The following is a 21,375-nucleotide window of genomic DNA, read 5'->3' as shown; positions in this document are numbered from 1 at the left end:
TTACGGCAAACCCAGTTCGTCCACATGGGCCATGATCTGGGGCATCAACAATTGCGTGCCAGCTGAACTGATGTGATCGTCATCTTCATACAAGGCAACCCCGTCTTCTATGACGCCACAACGCCCCTTTTGAGCCTGATTGCAGAACACCTTATCCGGATAGACGCGCCGCAATCGGGGAGATGTGATCGCGTCCAACGTCTCTATAATGGGTGCGTTCCGGTCTTTGAACACGGCATAAGACGTGCTGAGGGACGGATACTGAGAGCTGTCATAAAACGCTGCATATTTCTCGATGATTTCACCAGCGTACCACCCTGCCTCCGGGACTGGATAGATAGCCATTAAAGGCGGTCCAATCTCTAACAGGCGCGCCATGCCCTTTTGAATCAAGATCTGCGCTTTGTTTACATTGGGTGTTTCCGGTGCGATCCCTAAATACGCATCCTCGTAGATCGGAACAGCATAAGACACGGCGCGCTCGTGCCCCCCCTCGCCATTGTCAAAGGGTTTTGCAAACAGGCCTTGCGGGCGGAACGCAGCTAGGATCAGATCGATCTCTGCTTTCTCAGTCTCAAGAAATTCGATCAAACGTGTCGCATGTCCGTTGCAGCCCGTCCCGGGCGTGGTGACCCCATAAAACGGCGGACAGCCACGAAACAGCAACAAATCAACCTGCCAACCGCGATCGACAAAATTCTGCACCACGGCAGATGACATTGCCTCGGCGTGACTGTCGCCAATCAAGACCACACGGGCCAAAGGCTGAATAAAATCAGGCAGGAATCGACACTGTTCCAGCGGTAACACGTCCGGTTGGCTGTGAATGGACAGATCGATTCCACAGTCAGTCCGGTGGCCCGTTGGCACCATTGCCGTGGCCTGATCAAAGGTTAAACCAGACGGCGCAACACGCTGCCCAAACCCATTGTTAACGTGACCAAAGGCCCCAAGACCTACAAAAACCGCAGTCCCGGCCAGCGTACCTGCAACCACTGTGCGCAGCGACACATGGGTGCCAGCGCGATTGACGCGAAACGGGCGCTCGACGAAACGCCACGTGCCCCACGCCAAAACAAATGTCAGGACAATCAACGCCAGCAGAAGGGGGGCATCGGGGGGCAATGGGCTGCGCAAGCGCGCAAAGGCAAAGATGGGTTGGTGCCACAGATAGGCGCTGTAACTCAACAGGCCAAACCCCACCAAAACGCGATTAGACAACACCAAACCAACCCAAGTCGCGGGGCGTGCAAAAAGAATAATCAGCCCTGTTCCCAAAACCGGCACCAACGCAGGCAATCCCGGAACCGGCGTTTGCGTGGTGAAAAACAGGTTGGCGTACACCAGCAGGCCCAACCCCAGGGCTGCCAGGTATTGGTTTGCAGGCACCTCGCGTCGGAAGCTGATGATCGCGCAGAACACGCCAACCATCAGTTCCCATGTACGAAAGGGTGTCAGATAGAATGCAGCACTGGGTTCATTGCGCACGGCCCATTCGGCAGCAATCAGACTGATCAGCCCCAAAGCAACAAAGCACCCCAAAACAACGCGCAAGCCAAATCGCCATAGCGCCCATAGGATCAAAGGGAAAAAGACGTAGAACTGTTCCTCAACCGCAAGGCTCCATGTATGCAACAGGGGTTTGAGTTCAGAGGCTGGCGAAAAATAGTTCTGCTCGCTCCAGAACAAAATGTTTGATCCAAACAGGACCGTTGCTGCCAGACTTTGGGCAAAATCCTTTAGCGCTTGGGCCGGCATCCAAGCCCAGGCAAAAGGCAAGGATGCGAGCATGACAAAAAACAAGGCAGGCAGAATGCGACGCGCACGGCGTTCGTAAAACGTCTTGATTGAAAACCGGCCTAAATCCAGATCCGTCAGCAAGATGGTACAGATCAGATAGCCACTGATCACAAAAAACACGTCGACACCCACATACCCGCCCGGCATCCACTGGGGATCGGCATGGTAAAAGATCACCGGCACGACAGCCAAGGATCTTAGTCCATCAATTTCGGGGCGGTACTTCATAGCAGTCTACGGGGCCCAGTTTGCGGCACACTCGGCTTCGATTTGGGCAATGGCCTTCGATTTACCCATGCGCAGTGCGCGCAATTGATAGGCGCGTATGAAGGCGATCAACTCTTTGTCGCCATGCTGGGTCTCACGACGCAACATCGCGCCAAAGTATCCCTGCACCATCGCCAGACCACCCAAAACATAGGGCGGTTGCCGCATCTTGTTGACCGCAGAAGCTAGCAAAAACAACGGATGCGTGCCCATATAATACTGCCCGAACCCATGCCGTTTGCGGCCAGTAAAAATGCTCTGTTGGCTAGAGCCCATAGGGCGCAAATGATCAAATCGCAGTTCCGGATCATCCCAACTGACCGGGGTCCAGCCCATCTTGCGCGCCTTGTGACAATCAATGCCGTCCCACATAACCTCGCGGACAAATCCGCCAATTTGCTGGAAACACGCCACTGAATAAAACTTGGTCATGCCAAGTGACATTTCATCCGTGATGTTTTCGCTGACCATGTCGCCTGCACTATTTTTGAAATAGGCTTTGCCGGAACAGGTGCCAATGCGCGGGTTTGCCTCGATACGGTCTGCAAGGATTTCAAAGTAGCGCGGTGGTAAATCCAGATCCAAATCCAGCTTGCACAAATAGGCGTAGTCAGACAGCTCAACAGTGTCTAATCCGGCATAAAACGCCTCAATTACACCCGGCCCCACGGCCCTGTGGCCGCGATCTGGCTTGGGGATGATTTTGATCCAGTCATGGGCCGCGGCATAGTCCGCCAGGATCTGTGGCGTCTCGTCCGTCGAGCCGTCATCGACAATCACCCAAAGCGTGGGCCGCAGGGTTTGGGCCACCATCGAATCCAAGGTACGGCGCATGAACTCTGCCTCATTGCGACAGGGCGAGACCACAACATAAGAACGATCAGACATCTTTTCGGCCTTTATTTGCCACAGGAAACGGGGCCGATGGCGTGCTTTTTCCAAGGAACGCACACAACGGTTCCCAGCCCTCGCCCCCAATCAAATCATAATCCATAAAATTGGCGTTCCCACTGTGCTGCGCCATCACATCAGCTTCATGGCGCTCATACGCGGCGCGGTAGCTTGCCTCGTTATAAATGTGGGAGCCATAGAACGCATCGCTGAGGTCATTCAGATAAGTTTGCTTTTGAACCACACGCATATCAGCCAATTCCTGCGACATGTGGCGACGGCAGGAATTTAGCCAACTGGCCATATCACGGCGCGTGTAAATAAAGCGTGCGTTGGGAAACTCTTGCGCCAACTCACGGTGCAGCACAGCGACCGTCAAATCGGTCAGTGCGTTGTATTTATAGACCCATGTGGGCCATTGGCTGACGATCTGGCCTGCCTCTACATGGGCAATGGGCGGCAAATGGAACGGTTTGTATCCAAGCACCTCCAACGCGTCGTTTAGCGAGGTCGTCCCGGTCTTGGACAACCCGATCCCAAAGATAAATGGGCGTTGGCGCGGCACGTGACCCAAAACGCCGTAAATCATTTTGTCTCGAATACGAGAGACCAAAGAAGGTGGCATAAAGACCATCCAAATAACTGCGAGGCTGCCCTCATACACACGGGCGGATACCCGATATTTATGGCAACACCAAGGAAGATATGGGCAAGATTAGTGCAACCCCATCTACAATCCCAGAGACTGGCACGGTTTTGTTGCACAAAAGGCAGACCAACGTCTTTGTGATAGTTTTTTGCAGGACTTAGGTATGAAAATTGTGTTAAGCCACATCTGCTGATTTTCAGCTGTTTGTTTATTGATTCAGAGACCTTCTATGGCCACGTCCACGACCGCACCCAATCCTGTGTTTGCGACCCTCAACAACTGGGGCATCTGGTGGCTTGTGATCGCAACTGTGTTTGCGCTGCTGTTTTTCCAAAACGGCCTCAGCGCCTTGTTCGTGGCCTGGCAACTGCCTGAATACAGCCACGGCCCCCTGATCCCAGTGCTTTCAGGCTTGCTATTTTTGCGCCAACTCAAGGAATTCCCCGTTGATCTAAGCAAAGATCGCGTGCGCTGGCCCGGCGTGGTTGTGGTGGGATTGTCGCTGGCCCTCGGGACCTTGGGCATTCTGTCTAACATTGATGATCTGGTCGCCTACGCGCTAATCCTGTGGGTGGGCGGTATCTTGTTGGTCAGCTGGGGCTGGAACATCGGCAAACAGTTCTGGCCGCCCGTGGTCCATCTGGTGTACATGTTGCCGCTGCCCGGTGTTATCTACTACAAAGTCTCTAATTCACTGCAATTCGTCTCATCCGAGCTGGGTGTGATCTTCCTGCGTATGATGGATGTGCCGGTCTTTCTGGACGGTAACATCATCGACTTGGGCATCCTGAAACTGCACGTGGCCGAAGCCTGTTCGGGCCTGCGGTACATGTTCCCGATCCTCAGCTTTTCCTACATTTTCGCAGTCCTCTACCAAGGTCCCATGTGGCACAAGGCCGTGCTGTTGATCTCGGCTGTGCCTATTGCGATCTTTATGAACTCGGTGCGCATCGCAGTGGCCGGTGTGATCGTTCAATACTACGGCGTTGATTGGCTCGAAGGGTTCACACACTTCTTTGAAGGTTGGGTGATTTTTGTAAGCTGCATTATGATCCTATTCGGGTTGGCATGGCTGATGCTATTTCTCCACCCGGAGCGGCCAAAACTAGTAGACGCCTTGGATCTGGACACCACAGGTCTGGGCACGCAGGCCAAACGCATCCAAAACATTCTGCCAACGCGCGCCCTGATCACCACAGCCATGCTATCCGTAGCGGCCTTTGCTGCGATCCAGGCCTTGCCCGATCGCAACGCGATGAACCCCGCCCGTGACAGCTTTGTTTTGTTCCCACGCCAGATCGGTGAATGGCAACAAAGAGGGCCACGGCAAATGCTGAACCCCGGCGTCGAAGACGTGCTGGGGGCTGATGATTATCACCAAGTGACCCTGCGCAAAGACAATACCGAGAACGCCGTAGGCCTGTTTATGGCGTGGTACAACGATCAATCCCAAGGCGGTGTACATTCGCCCGAAATCTGCCTGCCCGGTGCTGGATGGGAAATCGCGTGGCTGGAACGCACAGACATCACAGAAGTGATGCAAACCGAAGTGCCGTTCAACATCAACCGCGCCATCATCCAAAAGGGCGAGACCCGCATGATGGTCTATTACTGGTTCCAACAAAAAGAACGCCGCATCGCGTGGGATTTTGCCGCCAAATACTGGTTGATGATCGACGGGATCACCACGGGCCGCACTGATGGCGCGTTGGTCAGGCTGACAACCCTTATCAGCGACGGCGAACCGGAAGAAATGGCCGAAGCAAGGCTGATGGAAGTTCTCCAAGACCTCCAAGCGCCGCTGCCACGCTTTATCCCAACTGACGGCATTTGATTGTCTGAGCCGGGTATTTAGGGCAAACACCGCTAGACCACTGTCCAAAAAGAGGGCCACTGCATGTCTGGGCCAATCGCCAATACATTTATGATTGGGGCGCAAAAATCTGGGACCACGTATCTTGCGTCCCTGTTGGCCCAACACGCTGACATATGTGTCTCTGACCCCAAGGAACCGCAGTTCTTTGGCAAGGAATTTGATCGCGGTTTCGAGTTTTACAGCCGCTGTTTCGCCCGCCCTGACGCTAAAATCCGGTTGGATGCGTCGACCACCTACACGTTCTTACGACCCCGCCATCTGCTGGACGAGGATGGAGCACCCGGTTACACCGAAAACATCCCTCAGCGGATCAAGGACCACAGCCCTAACGCCAAATTCATCTACATCATGCGCGATCCAGTCAAACGGATGATGTCGATGATCCGCCATGGGGCACGCAACGATGAACGCTCGCGCGGGGGGACGGTAACCTTGCAAGCCGCCGTAGAACGCAATCCAATGGCCTTGCTGATCAGCAAATATGCCGATCAAATCGAACGCTATCTCGAGGTCTGGGACAAATCAGATTTTCTGTTCCTGCGCTTTGAGGACCTCAAGGATAACCCGCAAGAGGTCACATCCCAAGTACTTGATTTTCTGGAGCTTTCGCCTCTGACCCTTAGCTTGGACGCCGCCAAAGAAGATCAACATGGCGCCTACCGCTATACGACTGCGGGACGTGTTTTGAACCAGTTGGGCGGTGCAAAATCGCTGGCGCGCAAGGCCTTGCCTGCCCCTCTACACCGCTGGATCAAATCGTCGATCGCCACAGCGCCGTCGGACCTCACCTTTACGGAAATCGACGTCGTAGCCCCCCTATTGGATGACGACCGGCAGCGTGTTTTTGAGCTGACAGGATTGCGGATTTAGACCGTTACTTGAACGGGTCTTTATACCAGCCCAGTTTTTGTTTGAGGATCGCCCAAAGGAACGGCGGCTCGTGCACCACATAGCGGTGAAAGCGCGCGCGTGGTTCTTTGGCAAGGCGATAAAGCCATTCAAATCCCCACTCGGTGATCCATTCCGGCGGGCGCTCAAACGTCCCGCTTTCGTAATCAATCGTCCCGCCCAAAGGCAACCACAGCTTTACACCCGGCATCTGGTCGCGGTATTTCATGATGAACTTTTCCTGACGACCACCGGCCAGACCCACAAGGCAAACAGTGGCGCCTGAGGCGTTGATCGCCGCGATCATCCGCTCGATTTCCGCAGGATTGGTGTCGAAATCAAAGTCTGGCGCATCGGTGCCCACGATCATCTCGCGGCCCACTTTGGCGTTCACATTCTTAGCGGCCATGTCCGCAATGCCAGGTTTACCGCCACACAGAAACACCGTGATATCTGGGTTGTCCTTGTGGTGCATATAGAATTTCGGGAAGTAATCAGACCCTGACACACGTTCACGCACCGGGGTGCCCAACCATTTGGTGGCAAAGAACATAATCTGGCTATCACAGGTGATCACATCAAACGTGTCCAGCAGATCGTAAAACTCACGATCGCTTTGCAGCTTCATGATCATATCCACATGCAGGGTCAGCATGGCCCCTTCAGTGAAGTTCTGGACCAGATCATCCATATCCAAATCGTGCACATAGGCATTCAGCATAGGCACTTTTTTCAATTCAGACGTCATCAACGGTCTTTCAAAATTGCTTCCATCTGGCATTACGCGGACACCATGTATTTGTCCACCAAGGCCTTGGTGCCTTTGATATTGCCAGCACTTGAGGCCCCGAACACAATAGATTCGACCCCAGGCAATTCGGAAATCCAATGGATCGCCTCATCAGCAGGAATAGCGCCAGAGGCATAAACCGACATGGCCACCGCCCGCACGCGCCCCGATTGTAGCGCATCCAGATAGGCATCAAACCCACCGGACATCCTAAACCCGATCTTGTTGATGTTGGAACAAATGATCGGGCGTTCGATGCCTTCGGCCTCGAGAGCCTCCAGCAAAGCAGGCATATTCATTGTGATATAGGCCGGTTGGGCGTTGTATTTTTCGCGGATGTGATCATCAAAAATCTTGAACGCTCGGGTAAAGCCCATGCCCAACAAAAGGTCCGTAAACACGTTCTGGATAAAGACGACCGGCGCGTTCGTGCCGTCAAACATCTTCATCTCCATATCGATCAGAACCTTAGCGATCCCGTCGACTTCTTTCGTGGCCAACGCCTTACCACCGGCCAAAGCCGTGGACAGCAAACCATCCTTGGGCATGAATTCCTTAAGCGCACCCACCATGCCATGTTCAGTCACGGCATTCGCATATTTATGGGCATATGGCATGCACGGATAAAACGTGAAATCGCTGTAACGCGCTTGATCCGCCTTCACCCGTTTTGCAATCTCGGCAATCCGGTCGTGGGTCGTGCACATGAACGTGTTGATGCCTGCATCATAGGCCACATCCAGCACATCCATAATCGCGTCAGTCTTTTGAAACCGCATCGCTTGGGCACGCGCCTTTTCTTCGGACATGTGATTAATGCCAAAGAACTGGTTGTCGCCAAACAGCAGCTTGTTCATTTTCTTTTCGGTTGTCATCTGCTGGGCCCCTTACGCTTTGCGACCAAACCAACCGCGACGCGCGGGCGCCTGCGGCGTTGGACGGGCCGAGGCTTGGCCAACGGCCTGCCCGGTTTCGGCATTTTCAATAATCATCGCCATCGTCTGATCGGTTTGGGTCGCACTGGCGAAATCATTCTCAGACGCCGTGTTTTTGCCATCCCGCACTGCGCAGATAAATTCATCCAGCTGGGCCGAATATTCCTCGCCACGCAAGTAAAACCAACGATCCTCGGTCAGTTCGGTGGTGTATTTCACAGTCCAGCCTTCGCTATATTCGTCCAAACCGGCAACAGGCTTGCGCAGATAGGCCTGACACTCCTGACGGTCCGCATACAAGCGTCCATTGGTGCCAATCAGGCTGATCTTGGTCGACATCTTGCGATGGCTTTCATCAGACCAGTTCACCGATAGATGCGCTGTCGGCCCCTCGTCCCAGCGTAGTGTCGAGAACACTTCGTCATCTGTGCCTTCGGAAAAAACCTGACCCAGAACCGACCCTGTTACCTGACCCGGCGCACCAAAATACCAATTCAGCAAATTCAACGGGTGCGCTGCATAATCATACAAACATCCACCGCCTTCGGCCTTTTGGGTCCGCCACGTGGCCCGCTTGGGGCGCAACACAACAGGGCCATAAGCCTCGGCCAGAATATGGGTGATCTTGCCAATAGCGCCTGCATCGATCAGTCGCTTCATTTCCTGAAACGCGCCAACATAGCGGTAATGATAACCCACTTGCGCCACCAACCCTTTGGAGGCCGCCAGTTCAGTGAGACGTTTGCTATCCTGCCAGTCCAGACAGAACGGCTTTTCACAAAACACATGCAGACCTTTGTTCAAAGCCTGCTCCACCATAGGCGCGTGAAACCGCGAAGGCGTGGCGATCACCACAGCGTCCAGCGGTTCCTTCTCCAGCATCTCGTCAAAATCGCGATACATCGGGGTCGCAATGTTCTTGCCCAGAACATCGACCATAAAACCGGCGCCATCACAGCCGACAGTGTCTACATCAGGATGTGCGTTGACCATAGAAAAATGGCTCAAGCCCATTTTCCCAAGTCCCACAACGGCCACTTTTAATTTTTGCACGTTGGCTTGCCTCAATATTTGTTCTTAGCGTATCTGGGGCGCAGTTGTCTTAAATCGCGCCACATATGCTGTATTCACCACGCTCATGCAACGCAGATGCGGTTAGAATGCGGCAATCCCATGACAATTCGGCAAGGGCCCGCCAAAATTTCAACATCTTTAGCCAATATAAGTGGCCAAATGGAAACTATCGCGGCAAATACGGTCTACACAGGCGCATTCCATGTCCAATGTCGCAAAATGATGAAAAAAGAACCAATATAAAGAAAGTCCTTTGAAATGATCACTCCTGTTTTGTTGTGTGGGGGCTCTGGCACCCGACTGTGGCCTTTGTCCCGCAAGTCCTACCCAAAACAATTTGCAGCGTTATTGGGCGACGAAACCTTGTTTCAGGCATCGGCCAAACGTTTGGCCGGTGAAGGCTACGCAGACCCTGTCGTCGTCACCGCTTCTGATTTCCGGTTTATTGTGACCGAACAGTTGTTGACCGTTGATATGGATCCAGGCGCGATTTTGATCGAACCCGAGGGCCGCAATACAGCGCCGGCTATTTTGGCCGCAGCCTTGCATATTTCCAGCAGCGATCCAGAGGGCCTGATGTTGGTCGCGCCGTCAGACCACGTGGTACCGGACGATGCTGCATTCCGCGAGGCTGTTGCACGGGGTATTCCCGCCGCCCAAAGCGGCCAATTGGTCACCTTCGGTATTCAGCCGACCCATGCAGAAACCGGCTATGGCTATTTGGAACTGTCGAAAGCGCCTGACAGCGACGCACCGGTCGCCCTGAAGTCTTTTGTTGAAAAACCTGATGCCAAGACAGCTGTCAAAATGCTGAAAGATGGCAAGCATCTTTGGAATGGCGGGATATTCCTGTTCCGGGCCTGTGACATCATCGATGCGTTCAAATCCCACGCCCCTGCCCTTTTGGCCCCGGTGCAAGCCGCCTACAAAGCCGCCAAAAGCGATCTCGGCTTTTTGCGCCTTGATCCTGAAAACTGGGCGCAAGCCGAAGACATTTCAATCGACTACGCCGTGATGGAACGGGCAGACAACCTGAGCGTTGTGCCGTTCAAAGCCGGATGGTCCGATCTGGGCGGATGGGATGCCGTGTGGCGCGAGACCGGTCCTGATTCCGACGGTGTCGCCACCTCTGATCATGCCACAGCCATTGATTGCCAGAACACTTTACTGCGTTCAGAAAGCGACGGCCTTGAGGTGGTTGGGATCGGTTTGGACAATGTGATCGCCGTGGCCATGCCTGACGCGGTTTTGATCGCCGACAAATCCCGTGCCCAAGACGTGAAAAAAGCTGTTGCCGCTTTGAAAGCCAAATCAGCGCTTCAGGCGGAATCTTTTCCCAAGGATCACCGCCCATGGGGTTGGTTTGAAAGCCTCGTTGTTGGCAATAGATTTCAGGTTAAACGCATCTTGGTTCATCCCGGTGCCGCGCTGAGTTTGCAAAGCCACCATCACCGGTCCGAGCATTGGATCGTTGTGGAAGGCACCGCAGAAGTTACGATCAATGAAGAGGTCAAACTGGTCTCGGAAAACCAGTCGGTCTACATCCCATTGGGCGCCACGCACCGCATGGTCAACCCGGGCAAAGTACCAATGGTATTGATCGAAGTTCAGACCGGGTCTTACCTAGGGGAAGACGATATCATCCGCTACGAAGACGTTTACGCCCGCGACTAAGGGCGTTGGGTATCTGAGTAAGCACAATCAAATCAAACTGATTCCCCGTTTATCCCTTGGCGAAACTGGCTTCAAAGCCGCTTCAACCAGAGGTAGTTTTCACTGTTGAGCAATTTGAAACAATCCACGATATTGAGGGGAGTTTTCCGAAATTTATCGCAAATATGAGCTATTTCGTTAACCTTTGAACAAATGTGCTAACACATCTTTAACACATCAAGTACTGTCGGTCCGAGTGTGTGTGTGTTTGGGAATGTGCCGAGCGTATTTGGGCGACAAGAGTTTTTCTTACCGGTGGATGTGTGCCACCAGCCTGATTTTGAAGACGTAGAGGAGGCGGTGGTGAAGCCGCTCTTTTGCGACCTTCTGCGTTCGACCTCTTCAAAATAAATCACTCATTATAGAGTCGCCGCGTGTGTGTGCGTGCGACAGTTCCGTATGCCTTTTGGCTGCCAAATGAGAGATAAAAGTTATGACCTATCATTATAAAGAATGGACTGCGTTCACGGAGGCTGACCTTCTGGCAACAGCGTCCGGCAGCAAGTCCTGGACCATCAACAAAGGTGACACGTTCACCATGCCAGGATCCGCTTCGGTCACTTTGTCGACTTACGACAACGACCGTACCTTGTCTGGCGACAACTGGCGCAACGACAATGCCAACGACCGCTCTGGCCAATATGCCAGTGTCGATGGCGAACGCGTCGGCAGCCAGATGTATGCGGAAAGCTATCACATCCTGCGCGGCTCTGACGGCAAAACATACTACATGATCGAAATCGAAGTCGAAGGTCACGACGCTGCTGGCGCTGGCGACGATTACTTCTCGTTCTATGGCTCGGTTCCTCCTGCCGGCGTTCAATTGACTGTTGCAGGCACATGCAACGTCACAGGCTGCTGGGTGGATTATTCCTGCCTGTCCGCTGGTGACATGGCCCCTGCCAACACTCCGCCCACATTCACAAACGTGCCAGAAGACGGCATCATCTGCGTGGACGAGAACACAACATTCGTCATCAACCTCAACAGCGACGATGTAGACGGCGACACAGTGACATATTCGATCACTGGCGGCGCTGACGCGTCTTCTTTTGAAATCGACGCCCACACAGGCGAGCTGACTTTCGTTGGCGCTCCTGATTTCGAAAACCCAACAGACGGCAACGGCAACAACACATATGATGTGACTGTTACTGTGACGGACGAACATGGTGCCTCTACTGAGAAGGCCATGTGGATCAAAGTCAAAGACGTTCCTGAATGCGACGAGCCTGTCTGCATCGTGATCGAAGCAGAATCGATGCACCTCAACGGGTTCCACGCTGTTGGCGGCGCAAACGCATCGGACGATTGCCTGGTGAAAATCAACTGCCTCGGCGGTACAGGCGATATTTCAACTACATTTGCTGGTCCATCAGGCACATATGATCTGACTGTGTTCGCACAGGACGAAAGCGATGGCCAATCGGTCATCATGGTCAAAATCAACGGCGAAGTTGTCGGCACCATCAATCTGGACCAAGACAACAACGGCGGCGGTTCTAACAACGGCCACTTCTCCGAGTTCACAGTAGACGACATCCAGATCAACACTGGTGACACTGTCACTCTGTGGGCCCAAAGCGATCGCGGCGAATTCGTTCGCATCGACAAGATCGAATTGTGCCAAGACGGTGAAGTTTGTGACGAAAAACTGGACTTTGAAGGCGTTGGCGCTGGTACAGTTGTATCCACGCAGTTTGCTGGTGTGACGATCTCTGCACAGCGTGACGACAACAACACTGCTGCCAACGACGCAATGATCTTTGACAGCAACAACCCGACAGGGGGCGATCACGACCTTGGTTACACAGGCCGCGGCAACATCCTGATCATTTCCGAAGACAACGACAGTTCTGACCCCGATGACGCAATCGGTGGTTCGATCACGTTTGACTTTGACAACCCATCCGATCTGCAAAGCATCGTTTTGTTGGATATCGAAGAAAATGGCGGCACAATCGAGCTGACATTGGCTGACGGGTCCACACAATCCATCGCGATCCCTGCGGCGGGCAACAACTCTGCCCAGACCGTTACATTGAACGCGACAGATGTGACACAGATGGTCATCAACTTGGCCGGTTCCGGTGCGGTTGACGATCTGTGCTGGTCCCCAGGTGAAGCCCCACAAACAGCATCGCTGGGTGGTGTGTACTTCATGGATGTCAACGACAACTCTGTCCAAGACGCAGACGACATGGCCGTTGTTGGCGGCACAGTTGTGCTGTTCCAAGACGGTGTTGAAGTGGCCCGTCAGGACACAGGCGCCGATGGCTCCTACCTGTTCGAAGACCTGACACCGGGTGACGGCTACACAGTTGAGTTCCTCGATACAGGCGAAGGCAAAACATTTGTCGACGCTGACCAAGGTGGCAACGACACAATCGACAGCGACGTGACATCGGTCACAGGTGGCAATGGTTCAACCGGCACCATCTCCTTGGCTGCTGGCGAAGACAAGCGTAACGTCGATGGCGGGATCGAAGATCCAGGCACTTCTTCCTTGGCGGGTCGTGTGTTCATCGACAGTGATGACGACAACGACGACAACAACAATGGCGACGAAACTGGTATCGGCGGCGTCACTGTTAAGCTGTTGGATGGAAACGGAAATCCTGTTCTGGACGGTGCTGGTGTGGCAATCACAACAGAAACCAACGCAGACGGATCTTACGAGTTCACAGGCTTGGACGCAGGTCAGTACCAAGTGATGTTCGACACAAACGACACTGATTTGGGCGGCCGTACATTGGTCACACAAAACGCTGGTGTGGACGATACATCCGACAGCGACGTTGGCGCAGATGGCATGACGCAAGTTGTGACATTGGGCATCAACGACCGTGAAGAAGATCTGGACATGGGCGTCGAAGACCCCGGTACATCTTCCTTGGCCGGTCGTGTGTTCATCGACAGCGACGATGACAACGACGACAACAACAATGGCGACGAAACCGGTATCGGTGGCGTGACTGTTAAACTGTTGGACGGAAACGGAAATCCTGTTCTGGACGGTGCTGGCGTTGCCATCACAACCGAAACCAACGCCGATGGCTCTTACGAGTTCACAGGCTTGGACGCAGGTCAGTACCAAGTGATGTTCGACACAAACGACGCTGATTTGGGTGGCCGCGTATTGGTTGACCAAAACGCAGGTGTTGACGACACATCCGACAGCGACGTTGGCGCAGATGGCATGACGCAAGTTGTGACATTGGGCATCAACGACCGTGAAGAAGATCTGGACATGGGCGTCGAAGACCCCGGCACAGCCTCCTTGGGTGGTCGTTACTTCTGTGACGACGACGATGATGGTGTCCAAGGTCAAAACGACACTGCCATCGTAGCCGCGACAGTTGTGTTGTTGCTCAACGGTGTCGAAATCGACCGTATGGAGACTGACGAAAACGGAAACTACCTGTTCGAAAACCTCGATGCAGCTGATGGCTATCAGGTTCAGTTCCTTGACACTGAAACTGGCAAACAGTTCGTTGCAGCCGATGTAGGCCAAGACGACACTGTCGACAGCGACGTGACAAACGTTGTGGACGGCAATGGCGTGACCGATACGATTTCCTTGGAAATCGGCGAGGACAAGCGCAACGTTGATGGCGGTATTGTTGATCCGGGCACAGCATCTTTGGGCAACAAATTGTTCATCGATGCCAATGGTAACGGTCTGCAAGATGACGGCGAAGTTGGTGTAGACGGTGTGACTGTCACGTTGACAGACGGCAACGGCAACACAACCACAACCGTGACAGCCAATGGCGGCATGTACTTGTTCGACGGTCTGAACGCTGGATCCTACTCAGTTGAATTCGACGACGTTGATACATTCGTCTTTACCAGCCAAGACGCCGGTGACGATGCTTTGGACAGCGACGTAGATGCAAACGGTGTGACCGCTTCCTATACATTGGCTGTTGGCGAAGAGAACCTGACAGTGGATGCAGGCTTGGTCTCGGCTGATCCAACCATGATGGACGATATGGCCATGACATGCGCGGACGAAGAGAAAACCGTCGATGTGCTTTCGAATGACGTGGACACCGGCCCGCTGACGATCACTTCGATCAACGGTATTGCCATCGCTGAAGGCGAAACGGTGGAAACTGCCGCTGGCACATTCGTGACCCTGATGGGCGGCGAGTTGGTCATCGATGGTGAAACAGCCTACGCAGGTTTGGACATCGGCGAAAGCGCGGTTGAGACCATCACATACGGCGTATCCGATGGTCAAGGCGGGGCCGGCACTGCCGACCTGGCAATGACCTTCTGTGGCGATGCAAATACTGTTGATAGCCTTATCGGTAGCCTACCGGCCAATCTGATCGAATATCAGCTGCAAGCTGGTAACGTGAACTCACCGGTTGAAGACTTTGGCTGGGATCTGAAGATTGTGAATGCCGACGACGCTCGTCTGGACGGTATCACCTTCACCAACGCCTATTGCCTCAGCATTCGTGACCCCGCCGCCGACAGCGATACATTCGCCACTGCGCCGGTTGTCACAGGCGATATGTACGGTACTGACGAAATCGGATCTGGGTTCTTTAACTCAAATCAGGTGTCATTTGCCAATGGTCTGGCCGCTGGCGAGAACATGGACATCGTCAACTGGATCCTCAACGAAGACTTCGAAGGCCAAGGCTACACTGGTTGGGAAGTTCAACGCGCAATCTGGGAATTCACAGATAGCTTTGATACAGACATCTTGTCTGCGTCTGACGCAGGCTATGGCGACGACGCTGCAGTTGATGCAATCGTTGCTCTGGCCCTTGGGCAAGACGGTTTCGAAGCAGGCGTAGGTGACATCATTGGTGTGATCGTTGATCCTAACCCAGTAACTGGTTCGAATGCTCAACCGTTCATCATCGGTATGAAATTCGAAGATTATGACTGCATCTGCTGATAGCAGGTCAAAGAGATGGCAGGCGCCCGGGGCTCGGGCGTTTGCAGTAGACGGAGCCCCCGTCGGGTCAGATTAGGTCTTAACTAGACCACATTTGATTGAAACCATTGGTCTCGTAAGGAGAACGATATGAAGAAACTGGTTATTGCCACTTCGGCATTGGTAGCTTCTGCAAGCGCTTCGTTTGCAGGCTGCAACAACCTACCTGGCATCCCGTGTAACGATGTGCCAGAAATCAGTGCTCTGCAGGGTACAGCCGCTTTGGCCGCTGTTGCTGCTGTTGTACTGTTGGCTTGGGAACGTCGCCGCCGCGCTGCGTAATCAAACAACGTGTAATGCGTATTTAAGCCCGCCGTTTATTTCATTCGGCGGGCTTATTTTTTAACAGACTCCGACCTATCACATTTCACTCAATTTGATAAAGCTACCCTATGACCGCTTTGGACCCACAACACTCCTCTTCCCGACAAAAAATTGCGCTTTTGGGCGCTCTGTTTATCTTCCTTAGCGAGCTTTTCGTGATTGGCACGCTGTTCAAACACGCAATTGATTTTAAATGTCTGGACAATTGGCCCATCTACGCCTGCCAAGGGGCAAGTGGCACAATGATCGCCATATATTGCTGCTTAGGTGCCTTGCTTTTGCTGTTTATGCTGCGTCCAGCGCCTTTCCAAAGACTTATCAACCAAGCCGGCCAACACATCTGGCCCCTTGGGCTGAATCTGTTGGGCGCCGCTGTCGCACTGATCCCACTTTCTCTGCTTGGCAAAAACTCTGGGACATCCGCCCTAATCCCCAGTTTTATCTGTTGGGGCCTCGGGATGGCCCTTATTCTTATTGGGCTCGCACTATTTATTGCTCCGATTGGTAGGTGGTCCGCCTTTCTGAAAGAAGAATGGTCTAGCCTGCTACCTGTTTTGGTTGTGGGCAGTGCCACACCTTATCTTGCGACAATTGTTCGCCCTTTATGGCATATCGAAACGATCGCCGATTACACGTTCAACGCAGTCGCTTGGCTGATCCAATTTGCCGGGTATGAGATCGATATATACACTGCTGAGAAAGTGATCGGCAAAGGCGACTTCCACATCGGCGTAGCACCACAATGTTCAGGGGTAGAAGGCCTCGCATTGGTGACAATTTTTGTGACGCTCTACCTCTTTCTCTTTCGCAGAACCTTAAAATTCCCGGGGGTGCTGCTGTTGTTCCCTCTTGGGATGACCGCTTCGATCATTTTCAATGTGATCCGCGTCGCGGTCCTGCTGATCATCGGCCTCGAAGGCAATCCCGAGCTGGCCGTGGGCGGTTTTCACAGCCACGCAGGCTGGCTGATGTTCACACTTGTGGCCTTGGGCATCGTAGCACTGGCCCAATCCGTCCCAGCCTTGCAAAAGAACGCTGCGCACACAAAGGCAGCCCCTGCTCCATTGGTCCCGTTTTTCCAAGATCAAACCGTCGCCTTCATCCTTCCCTTCGCGGTCTTCATGTTCAGCGCCTTGCTGGCTACGGCGCTGACTTCATCCCCTGCCCTGTTCTATCCGGCCCGTGTCGTATTGATGGTTTTGGTGCTAGCCGCGTTCTTGCCAATCTTTAAGCGCCTGCCATGGCGCCTTGATCCAGTAGCAATCAGCGCAGGCGCATTGATCGGGCTGGCGTGGGTGATCATCCCTGTCGATCCGGTCGAAGGTCCAGCGCCTTATGGCACACTGACCGGGGCCGCTTTGGTCGGCTGGTTTGTCTTGCGCGGATTTGGCACCATGATTCTGGTCCCAATCATCGAAGAAGTGTTCTTTCGCGGCTACCTTGAGCCGAAAATGCGCCTTGGAACAGGTCGTGCTTGGATTCTTGTGGCTAGTCTTGGCACCGCTGTTTTGTTTGCCGCTTTGCATGGTAGATGGGCCGAGGCCTTTGCGGCAAGCTTGATATTCTCTTGGGTTGCCTACCGAAAAGGCAACATTACAGACGCCATTGTTTCGCACATGGCTGCCAATGCGATCGTATTTGGGGTGGCCGTTGCCACTGGAAATCTGGCAATAATCTAAAAACACACGTCTAAATCAGCGTGAATTTGCCCAGATAAACCTGGTATCGGCAGAAATTTGTCTCATGTTAACCGCGTGTTACGCGTTACGAGCAAACTTCAGCCACAGATTTACCCCACGTGCGACAGACACAACCCGTGCGTGTTTTCGCCCCGACAGAATTAGCGTTATTTTGCCTTGAATCGCAGTTTTCAGGGGAAATTCGCATGGGCGTTAGCAACCTATACACGATCTTTTCATAGTTAAGGACGATTTTCGCCACATTGTTAACCGAACGTTAACGGTGAGCAAGGCGGTTAACTCCGTTTGTGGTGGAGGGTGAAGGACGCAGGTCCCCAGCCCAAATTGAAATTTGATCGATGACGCAAGCAAGTTTGGAGGGGCTCCAAGCGCTACGTTATCATTTTGGGAGTACTGGGTGATGATGCCAGCTTTACTAAGCCTTTTGGCACTTTTGGGTCTTGCTGGCGCTGCGGGTGGCGGCGGTGGCGGCAGTGACAGCGATAACGAAAGTGACTCAGCCGAAGAGAGCAGCGATGTAGCGCCAGTCTCGACTGCTGGCGGCGGCTCGACGGGCGGCTCGGCTGGCAACCCTCCAGCAACCCCGGATGACGAAACTGATCCCGAAGACGACGAAGCAGAAGACGAGGCCGAAGAGGAAGAGGAAGAGGAAGAGGAAGAGGACACAGGATCAGGTGGAGATGAAACCCCTGAAAATCCAGAGGATCCTGAAACTCCCGAAGACCCCGAGACACCAGAAACCCCTGACACACCCGAAAGCCCCGACCTGCACGAGGGCGCGACGGCCGCAACCACAAACGCACCCGATGTCGTTAGCATGGGTGCCACCATCGATATTGACGGCGGCCGCGTTACAACCATCGAAGTTGATACCGATCAGGAAATCGCGTCCCTTGAAATCATCAGTGGCCCAAGTCACGGCAACGCCACGATAAACCCAGATAACTCCATCGCGGTTGTTATGTCTGGAACGGATTATAGTGGCGAATTATCAGTAACTTACAAAATCAACTATGCAGATGGCACGTCCGAGAACGACACCTTGTCATTTGATGTCTCCGAACCCACGCAAGAGGCCGGATGGGGCATGGGCCAGCATTACATGCTGGAAGAAGACGAAAACGGCGATCTGATTGTTGAGACCGGTGACGATCACCGTCCCTTCTACCTGTCCGAAAGCGAAGATGCATTGTCCCGCGCGGATATTGCCGCCCTCGAAGGCATGGACGAGGCTGATGTCACAACCGAATGGTTGATCGCAAATGGCGAATACGGTGCCTCCGAGGATATGGCCGTCACCACCGAAGTGGGTATGCCGATGTGGTATGCGTCGATCTCGGATGAGGATAGTATTTCGTCAAACTGGCTGATGTTCGAGAAAGGCTATACCTACGAGGACACGGGCCGCATCATCAACTACCGCACCCATGGCGAGGATGAACTCAACCCGATGCATGTCACCTCGTGGGGTGAAGGGGACCGTCCGATCATCACAGACCGGATTGAGATCACCAATTACGACAGCAGCAACATTGTATTTAGCGATTTGCATCTGACAGGCGGCCTGTTCAACCTGAAGGGCGACAACATCATCGTGCATGACACAATGATCACGGACGAAGGCATCAATATCCAGAACGTCGATGGCTTTACGCTGGTTGATTCCGAAGTGGCCTATGTCAATCTCGACAAACCCGATACAGAGACCTGGGAAGGGTCTAAAACGGGCTTGTTCGCCCATGAAATCGACGGGATTTTGCTGGAAGGTAACATTTTCCACCACAACGGTTGGGAAGACGACTACCTGATGAACGGCTCGACTGAAGGCGGCGCCCCACCCAACTTGTGGAGCCATAACCTTTATCTGCAAAACACCACATCCGACGTGACGTTCCGCGGTAATATCGTATCTCAAGGGTCATCGTTCGGGGCGCACATTCGCGGCGGTGGCGTGGTCGAAGATAACGTATTTGTCGACAACAATGCCGCCGTTGACGTGCTTGGCGGTGTCTACAAAGAAGACGGTCCGATCGGCAACTATACCTACTTTGCCAACAACGTCATCACATCCGGCGCGCACAAGGAAATCGAGGGCTTTATCGGTGGACTGACTTTTGGCGCTATCGACAAAGGCTATGACACAACGCTGCTGAACAACATCATCACCCATTTGGCCGATCCAAATAACCCAGAGGAACTTGAGTACAAGCAGGTCACGCACACGGCGTTGTCTTCGGACAATGATCCCGCGTTTGACAACACAATCATCTACAATTGGATGGGCGGCGATCCCAGCCGTGTGATGACGGGTATCGATGATCAAAACCTCGACGGCGTTGACACAGACGTGGCTGATCAAACCACAATCCAACTGCTCGCCTCGGAAATCTTGGGCAAAGACGACGCAACAATCGACGAATTGGTCGACCACCTGATCGCTCTTGCCGAAACCACTGGCGACGACAGCATCACAGCCGAAGACATTGTGGCCTACTTCCAGAACGGCTTTAACATCGACCAGTCGGATAATGCGACCGAACACCGGTTTATCCCCAACAACATCGCCGACGGCATTCGTTGGGACAACTCCAGCAACTGGAGTTCCAATGACACCCCTGATGACGGCGATTCCGTTGATCTGGGCGGCAACTGGGTCCAGTACGGCGGCACAACAACGCTCAAGAACCTCGATCTCGGCCCCAACGGCCAGCTGAGCGTCAACTACGGTCGCCTCACGGTGAATGACACTTTGGAAACAGATGGCGACAACAGCACAATCAGCACCCACAGTGCCGGTCAGCTATGGACCAACGGCTTTGCAGATGAGGACGGGTTGACCATAAACATCGACGGTGGACGTTTTGCGAACACTGGCGACGTGACAGGCCCGACAACCAGTACTCTCACCGATGGTCAATTCATTTTGGCAACAGACGATGCCTCGTTTACCCTCACTGCAGGCTCCGAACTACGGGTCGAAGGGTCTGAAGGCACTCTGGGCTTTGATGGAACCGAAGACGGCACAGCCGCCCTCAAAATGGACGAAGACGCCGTTCTGACCTTTGTTGCAGATAAAACCGGCATGTCCGGCATCGAAGAATTCCGCAGCGGCGCCTTTGGCCAAGATGATCCCGATGTGCAATCAGGGGTTTTCCTGGACGGCAAATTGCAGATCGACCTTAGCGAATACGAGGGCGGCGAAGGCACGCAAACCCTTGTAGATGTTGATATTTTGGCCGGTATGCTGGACGACATTCATGTCTACGGATTGGGGACCGAATGGGACGCTGAAGTGGTCACAGATTTCGAAGACGACAAGGTCAGCCTGAACATCTTTGCAGGTGAAGGCAACGTCACCCACTCGACTGTTGGCACGGCAAGTGACGACATTGATGATGCGATGGAACTTTGGGCCTTGCTCACCGAAGGCCAAGGCACCTTCGAGGAAAACGATCCAACGGTCCACGACGAAGACGAAGAAGAGCTGCCCGATCTCCTAATGGCCTAAACC

At 53.5% G+C, this 21,375-nt stretch carries 13 protein-coding genes; 7 read left to right on the top strand and 6 right to left on the bottom strand.

Annotated features, from left to right (window positions below; genetic code table 11):
* The 3 genes from ACIRQ6_RS00535 to ACIRQ6_RS00525 are packed head-to-tail and all read right to left on the bottom strand — an operon-like array spanning nucleotide 1 to nucleotide 3,583.
* The gene (locus ACIRQ6_RS00535) at nucleotides 1-2,028 is read right to left on the bottom strand and encodes an acyltransferase family protein (RefSeq protein WP_420862175.1); all 2,028 of its coding nucleotides are present in this window, start codon (nucleotides 2,026-2,028) and stop codon (nucleotides 1-3) included.
* Between the two features lie 6 nt (nucleotides 2,029-2,034).
* Nucleotides 2,035-2,955: a glycosyltransferase family 2 protein gene (locus tag ACIRQ6_RS00530; protein WP_420862174.1), complete on the bottom strand. Its 921-nt coding sequence runs from the start codon at nucleotides 2,953-2,955 to the stop codon at nucleotides 2,035-2,037.
* Nucleotides 2,948-3,583: a sulfotransferase family protein gene (locus tag ACIRQ6_RS00525; protein WP_420862173.1), complete on the bottom strand. Its 636-nt coding sequence runs from the start codon at nucleotides 3,581-3,583 to the stop codon at nucleotides 2,948-2,950. Before ACIRQ6_RS00525 ends, ACIRQ6_RS00530 begins: the two co-directional genes overlap by 8 nt.
* Before the next feature lie 253 nt (nucleotides 3,584-3,836).
* Between ACIRQ6_RS00525 and xrtD the strand changes: the two genes are divergently transcribed.
* Entirely contained in the window at nucleotides 3,837-5,441 is a 1,605-nt protein-coding gene (gene xrtD / locus ACIRQ6_RS00520; protein ID WP_420862172.1) for a VPLPA-CTERM-specific exosortase XrtD, read from the top strand.
* Between the two features lie 63 nt (nucleotides 5,442-5,504).
* Nucleotides 5,505-6,353 carry a sulfotransferase domain-containing protein gene (locus ACIRQ6_RS00515; RefSeq protein WP_420862171.1) on the top strand — a complete coding sequence of 283 codons (849 nt, stop codon included), beginning with the start codon at nucleotides 5,505-5,507 and terminating at the stop codon, nucleotides 6,351-6,353.
* A 4-nt stretch (nucleotides 6,354-6,357) separates the two neighbouring features.
* On the opposite strand, the gene ACIRQ6_RS00510 is transcribed toward ACIRQ6_RS00515, so the two are convergent.
* Genes ACIRQ6_RS00510 through ACIRQ6_RS00500 form a run of 3 tightly spaced genes read right to left on the bottom strand, consistent with a single transcriptional unit; the run spans nucleotide 6,358 to nucleotide 9,134 of the window.
* Nucleotides 6,358-7,119 (bottom strand): WecB/TagA/CpsF family glycosyltransferase, encoded by a 762-nt coding sequence (locus tag ACIRQ6_RS00510; RefSeq protein WP_420862170.1) that lies wholly within the window; start codon nucleotides 7,117-7,119, stop codon nucleotides 6,358-6,360.
* 32 nt (nucleotides 7,120-7,151) lie between these two features.
* The gene (locus ACIRQ6_RS00505) at nucleotides 7,152-8,036 is read right to left on the bottom strand and encodes a hypothetical protein (protein ID WP_420862169.1); all 885 of its coding nucleotides are present in this window, start codon (nucleotides 8,034-8,036) and stop codon (nucleotides 7,152-7,154) included.
* A 12-nt stretch (nucleotides 8,037-8,048) separates the two neighbouring features.
* Nucleotides 8,049-9,134, bottom strand: a complete 1,086-nt coding sequence (locus ACIRQ6_RS00500; RefSeq protein ID WP_420863828.1) for a Gfo/Idh/MocA family protein — start codon at nucleotides 9,132-9,134, stop codon at nucleotides 8,049-8,051.
* A 294-nt stretch (nucleotides 9,135-9,428) separates the two neighbouring features.
* Between ACIRQ6_RS00500 and ACIRQ6_RS00495 the strand changes: the two genes are divergently transcribed.
* From ACIRQ6_RS00495 to ACIRQ6_RS00475, 5 genes are all read left to right on the top strand, one after another.
* On the top strand, nucleotides 9,429-10,844 hold the full coding sequence (locus ACIRQ6_RS00495) for a mannose-1-phosphate guanylyltransferase/mannose-6-phosphate isomerase (protein ID WP_420862168.1): 1,416 nt from the start codon (nucleotides 9,429-9,431) through the stop codon (nucleotides 10,842-10,844).
* 472 nt (nucleotides 10,845-11,316) lie between these two features.
* Nucleotides 11,317-15,801 (top strand): SdrD B-like domain-containing protein, encoded by a 4,485-nt coding sequence (locus ACIRQ6_RS00490; protein ID WP_420862167.1) that lies wholly within the window; start codon nucleotides 11,317-11,319, stop codon nucleotides 15,799-15,801.
* A 129-nt stretch (nucleotides 15,802-15,930) separates the two neighbouring features.
* Entirely contained in the window at nucleotides 15,931-16,122 is a 192-nt protein-coding gene (locus ACIRQ6_RS00485; protein WP_420862166.1) for a VPEID-CTERM sorting domain-containing protein, read from the top strand.
* A gap of 110 nt (nucleotides 16,123-16,232) precedes the next feature.
* Nucleotides 16,233-17,843: an exosortase E/protease, VPEID-CTERM system gene (xrtE, locus tag ACIRQ6_RS00480; RefSeq protein ID WP_420862165.1), complete on the top strand. Its 1,611-nt coding sequence runs from the start codon at nucleotides 16,233-16,235 to the stop codon at nucleotides 17,841-17,843.
* Nucleotides 17,844-18,264: 421 nt separating this feature from the next.
* Nucleotides 18,265-21,372, top strand: a complete 3,108-nt coding sequence (locus tag ACIRQ6_RS00475) for a hypothetical protein (protein WP_420862164.1) — start codon at nucleotides 18,265-18,267, stop codon at nucleotides 21,370-21,372.
* Nucleotides 21,373-21,375: the final 3 nt, after the last annotated feature.

Source organism: Algirhabdus cladophorae (assembly GCF_044772865.1).
Classification (GTDB): domain Bacteria; phylum Pseudomonadota; class Alphaproteobacteria; order Rhodobacterales; family Rhodobacteraceae; genus Algirhabdus; species Algirhabdus cladophorae.
This window is presented reverse-complemented; position numbering and strand designations above follow the sequence as displayed.

What these genes read in the sequence shown, in the direction of transcription:
- ACIRQ6_RS00535 (WP_420862175.1), bottom strand. Translation starts at nt 2,028, where the DNA reads ATGAAGTACCGCCCCGAAATTGATGGACTAAGATCCTTGGCTGTCGTG.
- ACIRQ6_RS00530 (WP_420862174.1), bottom strand. Translation starts at nt 2,955, where the DNA reads ATGTCTGATCGTTCTTATGTTGTGGTCTCGCCCTGTCGCAATGAGGCA.
- ACIRQ6_RS00525 (WP_420862173.1), bottom strand. Translation starts at nt 3,583, where the DNA reads ATGCCACCTTCTTTGGTCTCTCGTATTCGAGACAAAATGATTTACGGC.
- xrtD (WP_420862172.1), top strand. Translation starts at nt 3,837, where the DNA reads ATGGCCACGTCCACGACCGCACCCAATCCTGTGTTTGCGACCCTCAAC.
- ACIRQ6_RS00515 (WP_420862171.1), top strand. Translation starts at nt 5,505, where the DNA reads ATGTCTGGGCCAATCGCCAATACATTTATGATTGGGGCGCAAAAATCT.
- ACIRQ6_RS00510 (WP_420862170.1), bottom strand. Translation starts at nt 7,119, where the DNA reads ATGACGTCTGAATTGAAAAAAGTGCCTATGCTGAATGCCTATGTGCAC.
- ACIRQ6_RS00505 (WP_420862169.1), bottom strand. Translation starts at nt 8,036, where the DNA reads ATGACAACCGAAAAGAAAATGAACAAGCTGCTGTTTGGCGACAACCAG.
- ACIRQ6_RS00495 (WP_420862168.1), top strand. Translation starts at nt 9,429, where the DNA reads ATGATCACTCCTGTTTTGTTGTGTGGGGGCTCTGGCACCCGACTGTGG.
- ACIRQ6_RS00490 (WP_420862167.1), top strand. Translation starts at nt 11,317, where the DNA reads ATGACCTATCATTATAAAGAATGGACTGCGTTCACGGAGGCTGACCTT.
- ACIRQ6_RS00485 (WP_420862166.1), top strand. Translation starts at nt 15,931, where the DNA reads ATGAAGAAACTGGTTATTGCCACTTCGGCATTGGTAGCTTCTGCAAGC.
- xrtE (WP_420862165.1), top strand. Translation starts at nt 16,233, where the DNA reads ATGACCGCTTTGGACCCACAACACTCCTCTTCCCGACAAAAAATTGCG.
- ACIRQ6_RS00475 (WP_420862164.1), top strand. Translation starts at nt 18,265, where the DNA reads ATGATGCCAGCTTTACTAAGCCTTTTGGCACTTTTGGGTCTTGCTGGC.